The following is a 12,997-nucleotide window of genomic DNA, read 5'->3' on the forward strand; positions in this document are numbered from 1 at the left end:
GACTATCCTAGGAGTTGTTTAACAGTGGCAATGAGTTCTGCAGGATCAAAGGGTTTGGTGATGTAGGCATCCACCCCCTGCTTTTTACCCCAGTGAATATCAAACTCTTCGCTTTTGGTGGTGCACATGATCACGGGCACACTTTGGCAAGCCGCTTCACCCTTAATCCAGCGGCACAGTTCGTAACCATTCATGCGCGGCATCACCACATCCAGAATCACCAAATCAGGACATTGAGCCTTGATCTTTTCTTGGGCTTCGATACCATCCTCGGCCTCAACAACGTCATAGTTCTGCTCTTTCATCAGCTGAACAATCATTGCCCGCAGGGTGGGGCTGTCATCAACAATCATAATTGTAGCCATACAGTTTTATATGTGCCGCTGATCGGTAAAGGGTATCGCTCCTATTATGCCCATTGAACAGCACTTAGCGACAGAACCGAGAGGGGTTTAAGGGGGACCGTTTTGTAAAAGGCTCTGAAAAAGGGCTATCAATTCTTGGCTGCAGTCCGCCACCGTACGGGGAAAGGGGCGATGCTGTCGCCATGAGGCGGGGAATTGTTGCCACAGGGCAAGGAGGGTGGGTGTTCCAAGTTCAGCAGCAAGGGTCGGCCACTGCCCAAAGACATGGGAAGCACGATCGCTCACCACTACATGACCATTGGCCAAAATCATGATCCAGTCGGCCCAGCCATAGGCAAAATCAAGATCATGGGTGGCAATCACAATCGTGGTTCCCTGCTGGTGGATTTTCTCTAGGGCCTGCTCCAGTTGCTGCCGCTGCTGATAGTCGAGATAGGTGGTGGGTTCATCGAGCAGTAATAGCGTCGGTGCTAAGGCCATTACTCCAGCCAGTGCCACCCGCCGTTTTTGCCCCAAACTCAAATGATGCAGGGGGCGATCGGCAAGCTCCACTAAATCAAAGTCCTCTAGGGTTTGGTACAAACGCGCTTCGATTTCGGCGGTGGGTAGGTCTAAGTTGTACAGCCCATAGGAGATGTCCTCCGCCACGGTGGCTGCCACCAGTTGCTGTTCGGGGTCTTGAAAGGCCAAGCCAATGCGTTGACGCCACTGCCGCAGTCGCTCTGGTTGATGGACGAGCCGTTGCCCTTGCCAGTAAATTTCACCGCGATCGCGCCGATAGAGGGCCGCTGCCAGATAAAAGAGCGTTGATTTGCCTGAGCCATTCAGCCCCAAAAGGGCAACTTTCTGTCCCGCCTCTAGGGTAAAGGAGCAGTCTTGCAGCACGGGGGTAGTGGTATTGGGATAGCGAAAGCCAACCTGATGAAATTCCAGTAGCGGCACAGACATCTCAGGTGATTGCGTTCAGCAGAATGAGGGCACCGCCACCAATGACGATTTCAAGGCCATAGCGTTGCGAATAGGCATAGGACTGGGGGCGCAATACCCGAAACTGCCCCTGAAAGCCCCGACTGAGCAGGGCAAGGTTCACCTGTTCATAGCGGTACAGAGACTGCCGCAGGAGTTGAGCCGCCAACAGGCTGACACTAACGAGCCAGCGCGATCGCCGTTGATAGCCGCCCCGTGCCCGCTGCGCCAATTGCAGCGTGAAAGCGGTTTCTAAGAGGGTGAAGATATAGCGGTACATCAACATCAGAATATCAAGGATGAAATGGGGAACCCGCCAGCGTTCGGCCACACTCAACAGGGCTGGAAAGGGGGTCGTCAATAAAATCAATAGTAAACAGGTGCTGGCAACCATTGTCCGCAGTCCTAGGGTTAAGCCTTGGTGCAATTTCTCGGCACTGATAAAGAACGACCAGCCCATTAGGGAGATGTCACTGAGAACCACTTGCCCCGAAGCCCGTAAAGTCTCCGTCGGGATGGTTTGTACCACTAACCCCGGCAAACTCACCAGCCAAAACGCAGCAACTGTGGCTAAGAGGGTGAAATAAACCCGCCACGGAATGCGGGCATAGCCGAGAATCCAAAAGCTCAGCCACAGCCAAAGCAAACTCTGGACAAGGGGGCGAGCAAAAAACGTCAATAACAGGCTGGCGATCGCGAAAATCAGCTTTTGTTCAGGGTGCAGATGCCGCAGACCATTGGTATAGGCATAGGTATCGAGGTGATGGTGCATTGACTGCTCAGGACTGTTGCGATTTTGAGGCGGCAGCTGCCTTTTGGCGATGGCGTTCGCGGTACTGACCCAAGATAAACCCCATGACCCCTGCTCCTAGAGCTGCTTGCACAGCAAACAGCAGGGATTCAATCTCACCACTGGGCGGTTCAAAAAGGGGTTCTGCCCAAGGTTCAAAGTCTGGCGCCACCTCGCTAATTAACGCTTCGGCTTGGGCATCGGCACCTTCAAAGTCACCCTTAACCAGCAGGAGGGGAAGTGTACTTAAAAGAATTGCGCCGCCCAATAGGAACGCCACTGTTTTTTTATTCATTGGATTCCCCTCCAGGCAAGAGTTTTAAGGTTTGCAATTCTGCTGTGCAGTACGTGGTCAACCAGTTCCACACCAACACCGTGAGTAACCCTTCACTGATCGCCAGGGGAATCTGCGTCACAGCAAAGAGCGCCGCAAACTTGGCAAAAGCCGTCGCCACCCCACCCATACTATCGGGAAAGGCCAATGCCAATTGTAAAGAAGTCACCGAGTAGGTGGCCAAGTTACTGATCAGAGCAGCACTAAAAATCGCGATCGCTGGCTTAGCCGTGGCACGGGACATCCCCCAATAGGTCAACCCAGCCAACCAAGGTCCCACCACCGCCATCGAAAAGCCATTAGCGCCTAGGGTGGTCAGGCCGCCATGGGCAAGGAGCAGGGCTTGAAAGAGCAGCACCAATGTTCCCAAGACGGTCATCAGCGGTGGCCGAAAGAGAACTGCCCCCAAGGCAATCCCCATCGGATGGGAACAACTACCGGTGACCGAGGGAATTTTCAACGAGGAGAGCACAAAGGCATAGGCACCGGCTAAGGCAATCAGCAGGGTTGACTCTGGTTGCTGTTGAATCTGTTGTCGCAGTGCCCATAGTCCCCATGCCAAAAAGGGTAAAAAAACCAGCCACCAGCCCACTGCCCAGCCAAGGGGCAAAAACCCCTCGCTAATGTGCATCGCCAAGGCGGGGTGAGGACTCGCGACCACGAGATACGCGCTCAGAAGGGCGATCGCCCCAAAGGAGCCATATCGCTTCGCTTGGCTACGTTTGATCATTGAGACATTCCTAAACCTAAGTGCGCCTATTCTAGTGCGCAACCAGTAACTTGCCTATGCCCAGTGGGGGCTGCAACCGATATTAGAAAGAGCTATGCATGCTCAAAAATTCACGCAGTGCCAAGACTGTAAGGCTGGAATTTGCATAAATTTTGATGTAGTCGGTATAACAGGATGAAGTCTAATGTCATTATTGAATCGTAGGTACTGTTGCTATGTTCCCAGGGGGGAGTTGTCATGAGTGAACTGACTGCCTTTGGTCATTCCTTGAGTAGTGGCTATGAAGTAGTGGTGATCAAGCCGCAGTCCCTCAGTGATACGACCCTGATCGTTCAAGCGCTGCGGGCTGACAAGGCAGTGATTCTCAACCTAGAGCACCTCGATGTCACCGAGGCACAGCGCATTTCTGATTTTGCCGCTGGTAGTACCTATGCCATCAATGGCCATCAATCGCGCCTTGGGGATGGTGTCTTTCTCTTTACGCCCAACGTGATTAATATCCAAGAATCCACAGCAGCACCGACACCCGCTGGACTGGCCTAAGCCGTTCATGAATCCTGCAGATCTGCTCACCGTCAGTGAGTGTCAAGAGATTGATCAACTGCTCTTGCCAGCCGCAGATCGCTTTGCCATTCGAGTAGCGGTGTATGCCCAGCGCTATTTGCGAGCTAAGACTGAGGGAAACCCCCTCGAAGACCTGACGGAAGCCCAAGTCTATGAACTCGTTGCTGCCGATCCCCAGTTGCAAGTAGAGGAGCAGCGCCAAGGGGGGTTTATGACATGGTATGGCCAAATTTTAATCAGTGCCCTCAAGCAACTGGGGCAAATTGCTGAAAGTGAGGGGGTGCCCATTGCTGAGCTAACCGTTTCCCAGATTAGTCACTGGTTTCAGCAGCAGTGTCAGGCACGCTTGCGATCGTCCCCGCCGTCACCTTAAGAATTTGTGCTTGTTGCCGCCAAGGGGTGGCAAAGGGGGCAAGGTGGGTGGTGGTAATCAGTGTTTGGTAGCGATCGCCCATCACCTCTAATAAAATTCCCTGCCGCTGCAAATCCAATTCGGCGAGGACATCATCCAACAACAAAAGGGGAGTGTCGCCCACCACACTTTCCACAAGAGCCAGTTCCGCCAGTTTCAGCGCCAATACCAGCGTGCGCTGCTGCCCCTGGGAAGCAAATTGACGGGCACTTTGCTCATTGAGGCAAAAGCCCACATCATCACGGTGCGGTCCCACCAGACTGGTTTTTTGCAGCAGTTCAATGGCGCGGCGAGCGGCCAAGGCCTCATTAAAGGCAGCCACAATCACTTCAGAAGTGCCATCCCCAAGGGGCACATGGCTCTCATAAGTCAAGGTGAGTGTCTCGCGATCGCCACTCAACACGCGATGCCACTCCTGAGCCAAGGGCGCCAAGCGTTCAATGAGGCGCTGTCGGCGACGGATAATGCGGGTGCCATTGATCACCAATTGCTGATTCCATGCCTGCCAGAGGGCCTCATCCCATCCTTGGCTGCCGGCCTGCTTGAGGAGAGCATTCCGTTGGCGCAGGGCTTTTTGGTAGGTTTGCAGCAGTTGGCTATAGAGGGGTTCCAATTGCACCAAAATCCGATCCAACCAGTTGCGGCGAATGGCCGGTGTGCCCCGCACTAGTTCCAAATCCAAGCAGGAAAATTCCACTGCATTGAGTTGCCCCAGAAATTCCGCCGTGCGCTTAACAGTACAGCCATTCACCCGTAGGACACGGCCTGCGAGCGGTCGCAAACTCACCGCCAGATCAAGGGGGATGCCTTGGCGCTCTAGGGTGGCTTCAATTTGGGCACTCTCTTGTCCCTGCTGAATAAGGTCGCGATCGCGATGGGTGCGATGGGATTGCAGTGTGGCCAGCCACTCCACAGCCTCTAGCAAATTGGACTTGCCTTGGGCATTGTCCCCAACGACAATGGTTTTTGGCGCAGCAAACGTCACCGATTGCTCGCTGTAGTTGCGAAAGTGGCGCAGATGGAGTGATTTGAGAAACACTTAGCAGCCCTTACCAGCCCCAAGTCCCCGGTGTCCCCTTAAACGGGCCGACAATGTCCGGAGTAATCCAGCCGCCATAGAAGCCCCCCGGTTGCGGAATCACCACTACACCATCCACGGTGCATTCATCCATCAAAGCAGCATAGAAGGCAATGTAGTTGCAGATTGGCGCAAAAGCAGGGGTAGGTTTGGGATAGTACCAAGCTGCATTATCCGCTTGGCGATCGCCCACCTTGACGTGGTAGTAGGCGCCTTGTCCTTTCCACTCGCAAAAGGTTTGCCGTGCTGAGGGCACCAGATACTGCGCCTGTACATCCTCTGGCGGAAAGTAATACACTGGGGGATGACTGGTTTCTAATACCCGCTGTCCCCGCTGGGTGTCGGCAATCACCACACCATTAAAGACCACCCGCAGGTGTTTTGAGGTGGGTTCAACACGGGGCGGACGGGGATAGTCCCAAACCGATTCTTGGCCGGGGGCAGGGGGAATCCGTTGCATCGGGTTTCAGTTCCTCAACACTCTTCCTTGACGGTAACAGCTATGGCTCAAGCTTGGGAACTGGTTTGTCGCTCCACCAAGCCCTGTTCAATGGCCAGTCGCACCAGCTCAGCCCGATTGTGAACCGCTGTTTTTTGAAAGAGGCTACTGACGTGCTTTTCAATCGTTCGGGCGCTCAAGTGCAGGCGATCGCCAATCTGGGCATTGGAGAGTCCCGCCACGAGTAACCCTAGCACTTCCTTTTCCCGTTGGGTGAGATCAACGCTGAGGGTTCGTGTTTTCGGCGCTGCAAAGGGTTGCTGTCGTTGCTGCCATTCGATTTGTACCAGTTGCGCCCGATCCAACAGGTTACGCACCACCGCTGCCAACTCATTGAGGTCAAAGGGCTTGGAGAGATAGACATCGCCCCCGGTGCGATAGGCACGAATCCGCTCCTCCAGTTCTGTGCGTGCCGTTAGGTAAATCACTGGCAGTAAGCGTAACGAGGGATGCTGGCGCACCTGCCGCACCAACTCATAGCCATTCATATTCGGCATGGCAATATCCGTAATCAGCAGATGGGGCTGATAGCGGTGGATCATTTCGAGGGCTTGGGTACCATCTCCCGCCGTCAGACAACAGTACCCTTCGGATTCCAAAAAGCGACTCACCGACAGGCGGATGCCGGGATCATCATCGGCAATGAGTACCGTGAGGGACATGGGAAATTTAGGTCTCCACTAGACCACAGTATTTCTCCACACAGCGGACAAACAGCTCAACCCCAATACTTAAAACAGTTTCGTCAAAGTCAAAGCGGGGATGGTGGTGGGGGAAATCTAACCCCAGTGTGCCATTGGCCGACCCCAAAAAGAAGTAGCAGCCCGGAACCGCTTGCAGGAAAAACGACATATCCTCAGCCGCCATCGTTTGACAGTGGGACGTGACCCCAGCCGGCACCTCAACCACCGATTCAGCAACAGAGCGCACTAATTTCGCCATCTTGGCATCGTTGACGGTGGGGGGATACATCCGCTCATAGTGAAAGCGATAGGTGGCACCATGACTCTGACAGATACCCGCAATCACCTGTTCAATGCGCTGGGGTAGCCAGTCCCCCAACTCTGGCTTAAAGTATCGCACTGTTCCCCGAAAGGTCGCGGTATCGGCAATCACGTTCTTGGCGGTGCCCGCATGTACTGCCCCCACGGAGATCACTGCCGTCTCTAGGGGATCCACGTTGCGCGAGACGATAGTGTGCAAGGCCGTAATGATCTGGGCAACAACGAGAACCGTATCCACCGTAAATTGGGGTAAAGCGGCGTGTCCCCCCTTGCCGTGTACTTCACACTCAAAGAATTCCGCTGCCGCCATCAACGGCCCACTACGCACCCCCACCGTACCAACGGGCAGAAAATTCCAGAGGTGCAGGCCAATAATGCCATCCACTTTGGGGGCATCGAGAACTCCCGCTTCAATCATGGGTTTAGCCCCACCGGGACCTTCTTCCGCTGGTTGAAAGATGATTTTGACCGTACCAGCAAAATCGCGGTGCTCAGCAAGGTATTTCGCAGTCCCAAGGGCGATCGCTGTGTGACCATCGTGCCCGCAGGCGTGCATTTTCCCCTCATGGAGAGAGCGGTAGGGCTTATCGTTTTCCTCCTGCACTGGCAGCGCATCCATATCGGCGCGAATCGCCAGCACTGGCCCCGGTCGCGATCCCGGAATCACGGCCACAATTCCCGTTTCCGCAATACCCGTGCGATGCTGAATGCCCCATTGCCGCAGTTTCTCACTGACAAAGGCCGCCGTCAGGTGTTCTTGAAAGCCCAATTCTGGTCGCTGGTGCAAATAGCGTCGCCACTGCACAAGTTCGGGTTGGAGGGTGGCCACCTCTGGGCGCAGTTGGCAGCTCAATTGGGGAAGATGGAAAGCCATGGGGCAGTCTTTAGATTTTGTTTAGCATTGCCTTTCTCTAGGATAAACGATGCTCTGGGGCAGTGACAGTCAATGTAACTTCAAGAACAGGTGAGGCGCCACTCGCTTCCACCAGTGGTAGGATTTTTTGGTCAGAACCCCCTGACTTAGGAAACATTTGTTATTATGACAGGTAGCTCCCTAGGGCAAAAGTTAAAATAGTTCAGTATTGGATATTACACTTTGCCAATTCTGAATCCTAGGGTCTCTTCAGCCAAACGAGGATGTTATGGTTCAATCCCTTCAATACTCCATCGAACTCGTCAAAGATGAAGCACGACGACTGGTGGCCAAAGGTGTGGTGAGTCGGCAGCAGCCCATTTACACCCTCTGCCAGTTTGTGCCCGTTCGGGAGTGGCCCCTCATTGAGGCAGAGCTAGAGCGCTGTGATTTTATGCTGCGCGATCGCATTGGCGACCTCATTGGCCGTGAGTGCTGGGACAACGACTAAAGAGCAATCATTAAGGGCACCTACTTCCCGTAATGCGCAAATCCTAGGGCGTGGGTGCCTGAGAATCCTGCTGTAGGTCTTGGCGAATGGCGCGCAGCGTTTCAAGAAGCGTTTGAATATCTGCGGCTAAGTCAGCACTCTCGCGAGGAGCAGGCTCAGGGGTCGAAGAGGGTTGCTGCTGTTGGGCGATGAAGGTTTGAATCAGTTCCCGTGCTTGCGCTTCGGTGAGGCGGCCTTTCTCAGCACAGACGGTGGCCAATTGGCGGGCATCCACCCGCAGTTGCGTCAGGTATTCTTGGCGTTTGGCCTCATCCTGTAGGGATTCAATGGCAGCAGCAGCCGCTCCAATACCCGTGTAGTAGAGTTGTTGTACAAGATCGAGGGGATTGCGATCCATAGAAATGTGCTCGGCGTGAACTCTCCTCTGCTACTGTACGGGAAATCTCCCTTGCTCATCAAGGTTGAGGAAAGCGACTGCGGTAGAGATGGACAATTTTACTCACCACCTCATCGATCCCCAAGTTGTCCGTACAGACTTCTATGGCATCGGCAGCTTTGCGAAAGGGGGCGTAGGTGCGTTGCTGATCCGCTGTGTCGCGAGCGGTAATCTGAGCGAGCAATTCCTCATAGGAGAGGTCGCATTGTCCCTGCTGTTGTAATTCCTGCCAGCGGCGCTGGGCACGCTCTTCAGGCGAGGCCGTTAGGAAAATTTTCAAGCCCGCCTCGGGAAAGACGTGGGTACCAATGTCACGACCTTCAGCAGCAATGCCCCCATTGGCTCCGATCGCCCGCTGTTGTTGTACCATGAGTCGTCGCACACCCCGCAGGGCGGCAATTTGGGACACTCGCTGCGTCACCTCTAGGGAACGAATCGCTTGGCTGACCTCGCAATCGTTGATCCACACCCGTGTGGGTTGAGGGGGATCGCTGCTCTCAAGACGCAACTGACAATGGGCGATCGCCTCTACGACCGCTGGCTCATCCCTGAGATCAATGTTATTTGCCAAGCACCACCAAGTTACCGCTCGATACATGGCACCGGTGTCAAGGTACTGCAACCCTAGGGCTTGGGCTGCTAGTCGCGTCACGGTTGACTTCCCCGCGCCGGCAGGGCCATCCACGGCCAGAATCGGCAGGCGGCGATCCAATAGGCAATTGTCAATGAGGCGCGTTTGCCCCACCCAACCCGCGATCGCCAGCAGTCCCACGGTCTCAATGCGTTCCAAGGGCACAAGGGTCTGGGGATGCACCAATTCGGCATAGTCGAGGCGCAACTGGGGAAACTGGCGCAGATGGTGGTGCACCTGCTCTAATAGCTGCTTAGCTTCAAAGCAGCCCTGACGGAAGGCGGTGGTGGCTACCTCTAGGCTCTGACTTAGGGCTAAGGCGGTGGCGCGATCGCCCGCACTGAGGTATTGATTACGGGAACTGAGGGCAAGGCCATCGGCATCACGGACAATGGGGCAGCCAATGATCTCCACGTCCAGATTCAAATCCGCCACACAGCGGCGAATAATTGCTAACTGCTGGGCATCCTTTTGGCCAAAATAGGCGCGATCGGGCTGCACCAAATGCAAGAGCTTCAGCACAATTGTTGCTACCCCGCGAAAATGGCCGGGGCGCGATCGCCCACAGAGGCGTTCTGTTAATTCCCTTGGTGGCTCAACTACCGTCAGACTCTCCATCCCCGCTGGATACAGTTCAGCCACACTGGGCACAAAGAGCAGATCCACCCCTAACTGCTGACAAAGCGCCGTATCCGCCTCAAGGGCACGGGGATAGCGCTCCAAATCCTCTTGGGGACCAAACTGAAGCGGGTTGACAAAAATACTGACAACGACCACATCACACTCTTGCCGTGCCCGCTGGATCAAGGCGGCATGCCCCCCATGCAGTGCCCCCATTGTCGGTACAAAACCAAGGGTGGTTGCGGGAGATAATGTGCCAAGGGCAGCCTGTAAACCCGCCGTGGTGGTCAAACGGTAAAACTTACCCATAGAGTGCTTCGGGGGCGATCAGTGCAGTTTTGATACAATCTGTCATATTACAGCCCTTTTCACACCGAGAGAAGACACGCCAGCTTCTGAAAGCCACGATCACAGAGGCGGGTTTGGTGGATCCCAATGTTAGAAAAGGGCTGTCCAATGCCCGTGCCCGCTTTTTCTAACCAAAGTTTGTACATTTGTTGCAAGGGCTTTAATCTTGGGGGCAGGTTTTCTAAAATTCAGGTACCTTCGTTTCTCTGTACTTGCCAACCCTGTCACGCAACCTCCGTTTTACTCCCCCTGAGCCAAAAGCTTATTTTTTAACTGGAACTGTTCAGCATACGCCGCGAGGATAGCCCCTATGGCCAATGAACTACAAAACGGCTTACAAAAATACCGTTTCGTCTGCACCCTCACCTTCGGGGATATTTATGGCCAAGTCATTGTTTGGCTGATTGTGATCTTTATTGGTTTGGCCGCATCCCTTACCCTCTACAACAATCCCGTGCAGGCGTTTCTGGTCGGGGGGCTAATTTTGGTCTTAACCTTGCCCTTTTTGCTCTTTGCCTTTGTCACGACACTGCTCAACCATATTGAAATGCGACCTGTGACAGTCACAGAGAAGAAAAAGCGCAAAGATGCCGCCGTGGCCTCAACCACTGAAGTGGCTCCAGCGAATTAAAGAACCCTTAAAAATAGCGGGCGATCGCCCCCAAAATGCCACACTGAAATTAATGCTGAGGGGGCAGTTCTATGCTTTACTGGCTGACATTTTTGCAGGCATTACCGACACCAGAATTGCCAGCACCCCCCCGCACCCAAACCAAAGCCACGGTACTGGCCGAGTCTCCCCCCATTGTCATGGGTAATCTGGGTGGGCTGCTCTTTTTTCCCGGTGTGATTGCCGGCATTGTGATTTTGCTGCTCCTGAGCATTTGGGCTTACACGCGCGTCTATGTCATTACCCCCAACAACGAAGCCTTTGTGCGCACAGGGGGGATTTTTGTTAAGAAAAAAACAGTCATTCTCAATGGTGGCTGCATTGCCCTGCCGGGGTTCCATGAGTTGACACGGGTACCGCTGCGGGAAATCTCCATTGACGTAGAGCGAACGGGCAAATTGGCGGTGCGCACCCAAGATTATCTGCGGGCTGATATGCGGGTCACCTTTTATGTCTGCATCAATGCCACCGAAGAGGATGTCCTCACTGCCGCCGCTCGCCTTTCGCAAAATAACCGCATTACCCCCGAAGACATCAAGAATGCCCTTGAAAAACGGGCGGACGATGCCATTCGCGCAGCTGCAAAACACAAGTCCCTTGCTGAAATTGACTCCGACAAACTGGGGTTTGCCCAAGAGGTACTCAACCTGATGCAGCAGGATCTGCAAAAAGTTGGACTCACCCTCAACAACATTGCCATCTCAGAAGTCCAAGAGAGCGACACCTACGACGAAAACAACTTTTTTGATGCTCAGGGGGTGCGGCTGCGCACAGAAACGATTCAACGCTCGATTCAGCAAAAGCGGGAAGTCGAACTCTCAACCCGGGTAGCGATCGAACAAAAGGAACTGGATGCCCAAAAACGCTCCCTGCAAATTGAAGAGGAAAAAGAAGCGGCACTGTTGAGCCAACGCCTGAAGGTGGAAGCCCTAAAGGCGCAGCGGGAGCGGGAAATTGAGGAGGCCAAAGCAGCAGAGGCAGCCGCGATTCAGCGGGCAAAGTTGCTCCAAGCCCAAGCGGTTGAGGAAGAAGAAATCCGCAAAAGACTCGCCATCCAACAGAAGGAAATTGAGGCCAGCATTGAACTGGAGGAAAAAAATAAACTCCTCAAGGTAACGCAAGCCCAGCAACAGCAGGAGGCAGAAATCGCCGAGATCAGTCGCCAGCAGCAGGTGGAGGCCAACCGTTTGCAAGCGCAGGTGGCCATTGCGGAGTCCGAGCGTCAAGCGCGTCTTGCCCAAGAGGATGTGGCGATTGCCGTTGCCACCAAGAAAAAAGAAAGTCTGATTGCCGAAGCCGAGCGGGCACGGGCAGAATCTGCGGTCACCACCGCCATCGAAGTGGAAAAAGCCAATCGCCAGAAAAACCTAGCGATTATTGCCGCAGAGCGGGAAGCGGCTGAAAAACGGGTGCTAGAGCAAAACGTTGTGGAAATTGATGCCTTTCGGCGGCGGCGGCAAGCGGAAATTGCCCAACAGGCAGCGGAACTGGAGGCGGCAGCGATTCGCACCCTTGCGGCGGCCAACCGTGATAAAGCCCTTGCTGAAGCTGAAGGGATGGAGGCCATGCTCGCGGCCAAAAATGTGATTAGCAACGCTAACTTGACAGCTCAAGTGATTACAGCCCTCTGGCCAGAACTGGCACCGCAACTGCCACAAGTTCTCCAAGCCCTTGCCCCGCAACCGGGGGTGATTGGCGATGCCAAAATTTATACCTTTGCCACCGGGGGCACCCCTGCTGATCTCAATAAACTGCTCCTAGCCACTAGCGGGCTAGCCCTGATCAATGCCCTTTTTGAGGAGGGGAAACTGGGGCAGTTGTTAGCACAAATTAAATCCCTACTCCAGGAAAATACATCTCATTCCTAAGACGCGACTGCATACCCCTAGCCGCGAGAATGGATAACTCTTCAGTAGGGCTGAGGCGTGAACTAAAGATTTATTAACTCCGTCTGTATTTTCAAAATTCATAGAGACTTTTCAATGGGGCAAATATAAAAAAAAGATTAAGAACCGCCAAAGGTCGGTGTTAGTATTCCGATGAACAGATTTAGAAATGTTAAGATTCTTAATATATGTAACGTATCTCCGAAAACGCTGTTAAAGCACCGTTGGCTTGGCCGCGATCTTTAGCAGGGGCGATCGCCCATCCTATAGAGAAAACGATATTCCTAGGCCTTGGACGA

16 protein-coding genes are annotated in these 12,997 nt (G+C 53.9%); 5 read left to right on the plus strand and 11 right to left on the minus strand.

Going from position 1 to position 12,997, the window contains the following annotated elements; translation table 11 throughout:
- Positions 1–2: 2 nt before the first annotated feature.
- The 5 genes from RHP47_RS12570 to RHP47_RS12590 form a co-directional block, all read right to left on the minus strand.
- On the minus strand, positions 3–365 hold the full coding sequence (locus RHP47_RS12570) for a response regulator transcription factor (RefSeq protein WP_149821397.1): 363 nt from the start codon (positions 363–365) through the stop codon (positions 3–5).
- A gap of 87 nt (positions 366–452) precedes the next feature.
- Positions 453–1,313: an ABC transporter ATP-binding protein gene (locus RHP47_RS12575; protein ID WP_310840633.1), complete on the minus strand. Its 861-nt coding sequence runs from the start codon at positions 1,311–1,313 to the stop codon at positions 453–455.
- Between the two features lies 1 nt (position 1,314).
- Positions 1,315–2,103 (minus strand): cobalt ECF transporter T component CbiQ, encoded by a 789-nt coding sequence (gene cbiQ / locus RHP47_RS12580; RefSeq protein ID WP_149821401.1) that lies wholly within the window; start codon positions 2,101–2,103, stop codon positions 1,315–1,317.
- A 7-nt stretch (positions 2,104–2,110) separates the two neighbouring features.
- Positions 2,111–2,416, minus strand: coding sequence for an energy-coupling factor ABC transporter substrate-binding protein (locus tag RHP47_RS12585; protein WP_315863442.1), 306 nt, complete (start codon positions 2,414–2,416; stop codon positions 2,111–2,113).
- A complete protein-coding gene (locus RHP47_RS12590) occupies positions 2,409–3,185 on the minus strand; it encodes an energy-coupling factor ABC transporter permease (protein ID WP_310840636.1) in 777 nt (258 codons plus the stop codon). The genes RHP47_RS12585 and RHP47_RS12590 overlap by 8 nt, the downstream gene beginning before the upstream one ends.
- Positions 3,186–3,422: 237 nt before the next feature.
- Between RHP47_RS12590 and RHP47_RS12595 the strand changes: the two genes are divergently transcribed.
- Both RHP47_RS12595 and RHP47_RS12600 read left to right on the plus strand, forming a co-directional pair.
- Positions 3,423–3,728 (plus strand): cell division protein SepF, encoded by a 306-nt coding sequence (locus RHP47_RS12595; protein WP_149821405.1) that lies wholly within the window; start codon positions 3,423–3,425, stop codon positions 3,726–3,728.
- Positions 3,729–3,735: 7 nt separating this feature from the next.
- A complete protein-coding gene (locus tag RHP47_RS12600) occupies positions 3,736–4,122 on the plus strand; it encodes a hypothetical protein (protein WP_310840638.1) in 387 nt (128 codons plus the stop codon).
- Here RHP47_RS12600 and recF read toward each other — a convergent pair.
- Genes recF through RHP47_RS12620 form a run of 4 tightly spaced genes read right to left on the minus strand, consistent with a single transcriptional unit; the run spans position 4,061 to position 7,616 of the window.
- A complete protein-coding gene (gene recF, locus RHP47_RS12605; protein WP_310840640.1) occupies positions 4,061–5,200 on the minus strand; it encodes a DNA replication/repair protein RecF in 1,140 nt (379 codons plus the stop codon). The two genes, RHP47_RS12600 and recF, sit on opposite strands and share 62 nt — an antisense overlap.
- A 10-nt stretch (positions 5,201–5,210) precedes the next feature.
- A complete protein-coding gene (locus RHP47_RS12610) occupies positions 5,211–5,699 on the minus strand; it encodes a DUF427 domain-containing protein (RefSeq protein WP_149821411.1) in 489 nt (162 codons plus the stop codon).
- A gap of 47 nt (positions 5,700–5,746) precedes the next feature.
- A complete protein-coding gene (locus RHP47_RS12615; RefSeq protein WP_310840642.1) occupies positions 5,747–6,400 on the minus strand; it encodes a response regulator transcription factor in 654 nt (217 codons plus the stop codon).
- Positions 6,401–6,407: 7 nt separating this feature from the next.
- Entirely contained in the window at positions 6,408–7,616 is a 1,209-nt protein-coding gene (locus RHP47_RS12620) for an amidohydrolase (protein WP_310840644.1), read from the minus strand.
- A gap of 268 nt (positions 7,617–7,884) precedes the next feature.
- Between RHP47_RS12620 and RHP47_RS12625 the strand changes: the two genes are divergently transcribed.
- The gene (locus RHP47_RS12625) at positions 7,885–8,106 is read left to right on the plus strand and encodes a DUF4327 family protein (RefSeq protein ID WP_024123956.1); all 222 of its coding nucleotides are present in this window, start codon (positions 7,885–7,887) and stop codon (positions 8,104–8,106) included.
- Positions 8,107–8,149: 43 nt separating this feature from the next.
- Here the strand turns inward: RHP47_RS12625 and RHP47_RS12630 are convergent, their stop codons facing one another.
- Both RHP47_RS12630 and RHP47_RS12635 read right to left on the minus strand, forming a co-directional pair.
- Positions 8,150–8,503 (minus strand): hypothetical protein, encoded by a 354-nt coding sequence (locus RHP47_RS12630; protein ID WP_149821417.1) that lies wholly within the window; start codon positions 8,501–8,503, stop codon positions 8,150–8,152.
- A gap of 58 nt (positions 8,504–8,561) precedes the next feature.
- On the minus strand, positions 8,562–10,103 hold the full coding sequence (locus RHP47_RS12635) for a bifunctional pantoate--beta-alanine ligase/(d)CMP kinase (protein ID WP_310840645.1): 1,542 nt from the start codon (positions 10,101–10,103) through the stop codon (positions 8,562–8,564).
- Between the two features lie 349 nt (positions 10,104–10,452).
- Between RHP47_RS12635 and RHP47_RS12640 the strand changes: the two genes are divergently transcribed.
- Positions 10,453–10,773 (plus strand): hypothetical protein, encoded by a 321-nt coding sequence (locus RHP47_RS12640; protein WP_149821421.1) that lies wholly within the window; start codon positions 10,453–10,455, stop codon positions 10,771–10,773.
- Positions 10,774–10,844: 71 nt separating this feature from the next.
- Positions 10,845–12,680, plus strand: a complete 1,836-nt coding sequence (locus tag RHP47_RS12645; protein ID WP_310840647.1) for an SPFH domain-containing protein — start codon at positions 10,845–10,847, stop codon at positions 12,678–12,680.
- The last annotated feature ends 317 nt before the right edge of the window (positions 12,681–12,997 follow it).

This window comes from Thermosynechococcus sp. QKsg1 (assembly GCF_031586415.1).
In the GTDB taxonomy this organism is placed as follows: Bacteria; Cyanobacteriota; Cyanobacteriia; order Thermosynechococcales; family Thermosynechococcaceae; genus Thermosynechococcus.

Coding starts and splice junctions, on each gene's coding strand:
- RHP47_RS12645 (WP_310840647.1), top strand. CDS start 10,845: ATGCTTTACTGGCTGACATTTTTGCAGGCATTACCGACACCAGAATTG.
- RHP47_RS12590 (WP_310840636.1), bottom strand. CDS start 3,185: ATGATCAAACGTAGCCAAGCGAAGCGATATGGCTCCTTTGGGGCGATC.
- RHP47_RS12615 (WP_310840642.1), bottom strand. CDS start 6,400: ATGTCCCTCACGGTACTCATTGCCGATGATGATCCCGGCATCCGCCTG.
- RHP47_RS12575 (WP_310840633.1), bottom strand. CDS start 1,313: ATGTCTGTGCCGCTACTGGAATTTCATCAGGTTGGCTTTCGCTATCCC.
- RHP47_RS12620 (WP_310840644.1), bottom strand. CDS start 7,616: ATGGCTTTCCATCTTCCCCAATTGAGCTGCCAACTGCGCCCAGAGGTG.
- RHP47_RS12625 (WP_024123956.1), top strand. CDS start 7,885: ATGGTTCAATCCCTTCAATACTCCATCGAACTCGTCAAAGATGAAGCA.
- RHP47_RS12640 (WP_149821421.1), top strand. CDS start 10,453: ATGGCCAATGAACTACAAAACGGCTTACAAAAATACCGTTTCGTCTGC.
- RHP47_RS12610 (WP_149821411.1), bottom strand. CDS start 5,699: ATGCAACGGATTCCCCCTGCCCCCGGCCAAGAATCGGTTTGGGACTAT.
- RHP47_RS12585 (WP_315863442.1), bottom strand. CDS start 2,416: ATGAATAAAAAAACAGTGGCGTTCCTATTGGGCGGCGCAATTCTTTTA.
- RHP47_RS12570 (WP_149821397.1), bottom strand. CDS start 365: ATGGCTACAATTATGATTGTTGATGACAGCCCCACCCTGCGGGCAATG.
- cbiQ (WP_149821401.1), bottom strand. CDS start 2,103: ATGCACCATCACCTCGATACCTATGCCTATACCAATGGTCTGCGGCAT.
- RHP47_RS12600 (WP_310840638.1), top strand. CDS start 3,736: ATGAATCCTGCAGATCTGCTCACCGTCAGTGAGTGTCAAGAGATTGAT.
- RHP47_RS12635 (WP_310840645.1), bottom strand. CDS start 10,103: ATGGGTAAGTTTTACCGTTTGACCACCACGGCGGGTTTACAGGCTGCC.
- RHP47_RS12630 (WP_149821417.1), bottom strand. CDS start 8,503: ATGGATCGCAATCCCCTCGATCTTGTACAACAACTCTACTACACGGGT.
- RHP47_RS12595 (WP_149821405.1), top strand. CDS start 3,423: ATGAGTGAACTGACTGCCTTTGGTCATTCCTTGAGTAGTGGCTATGAA.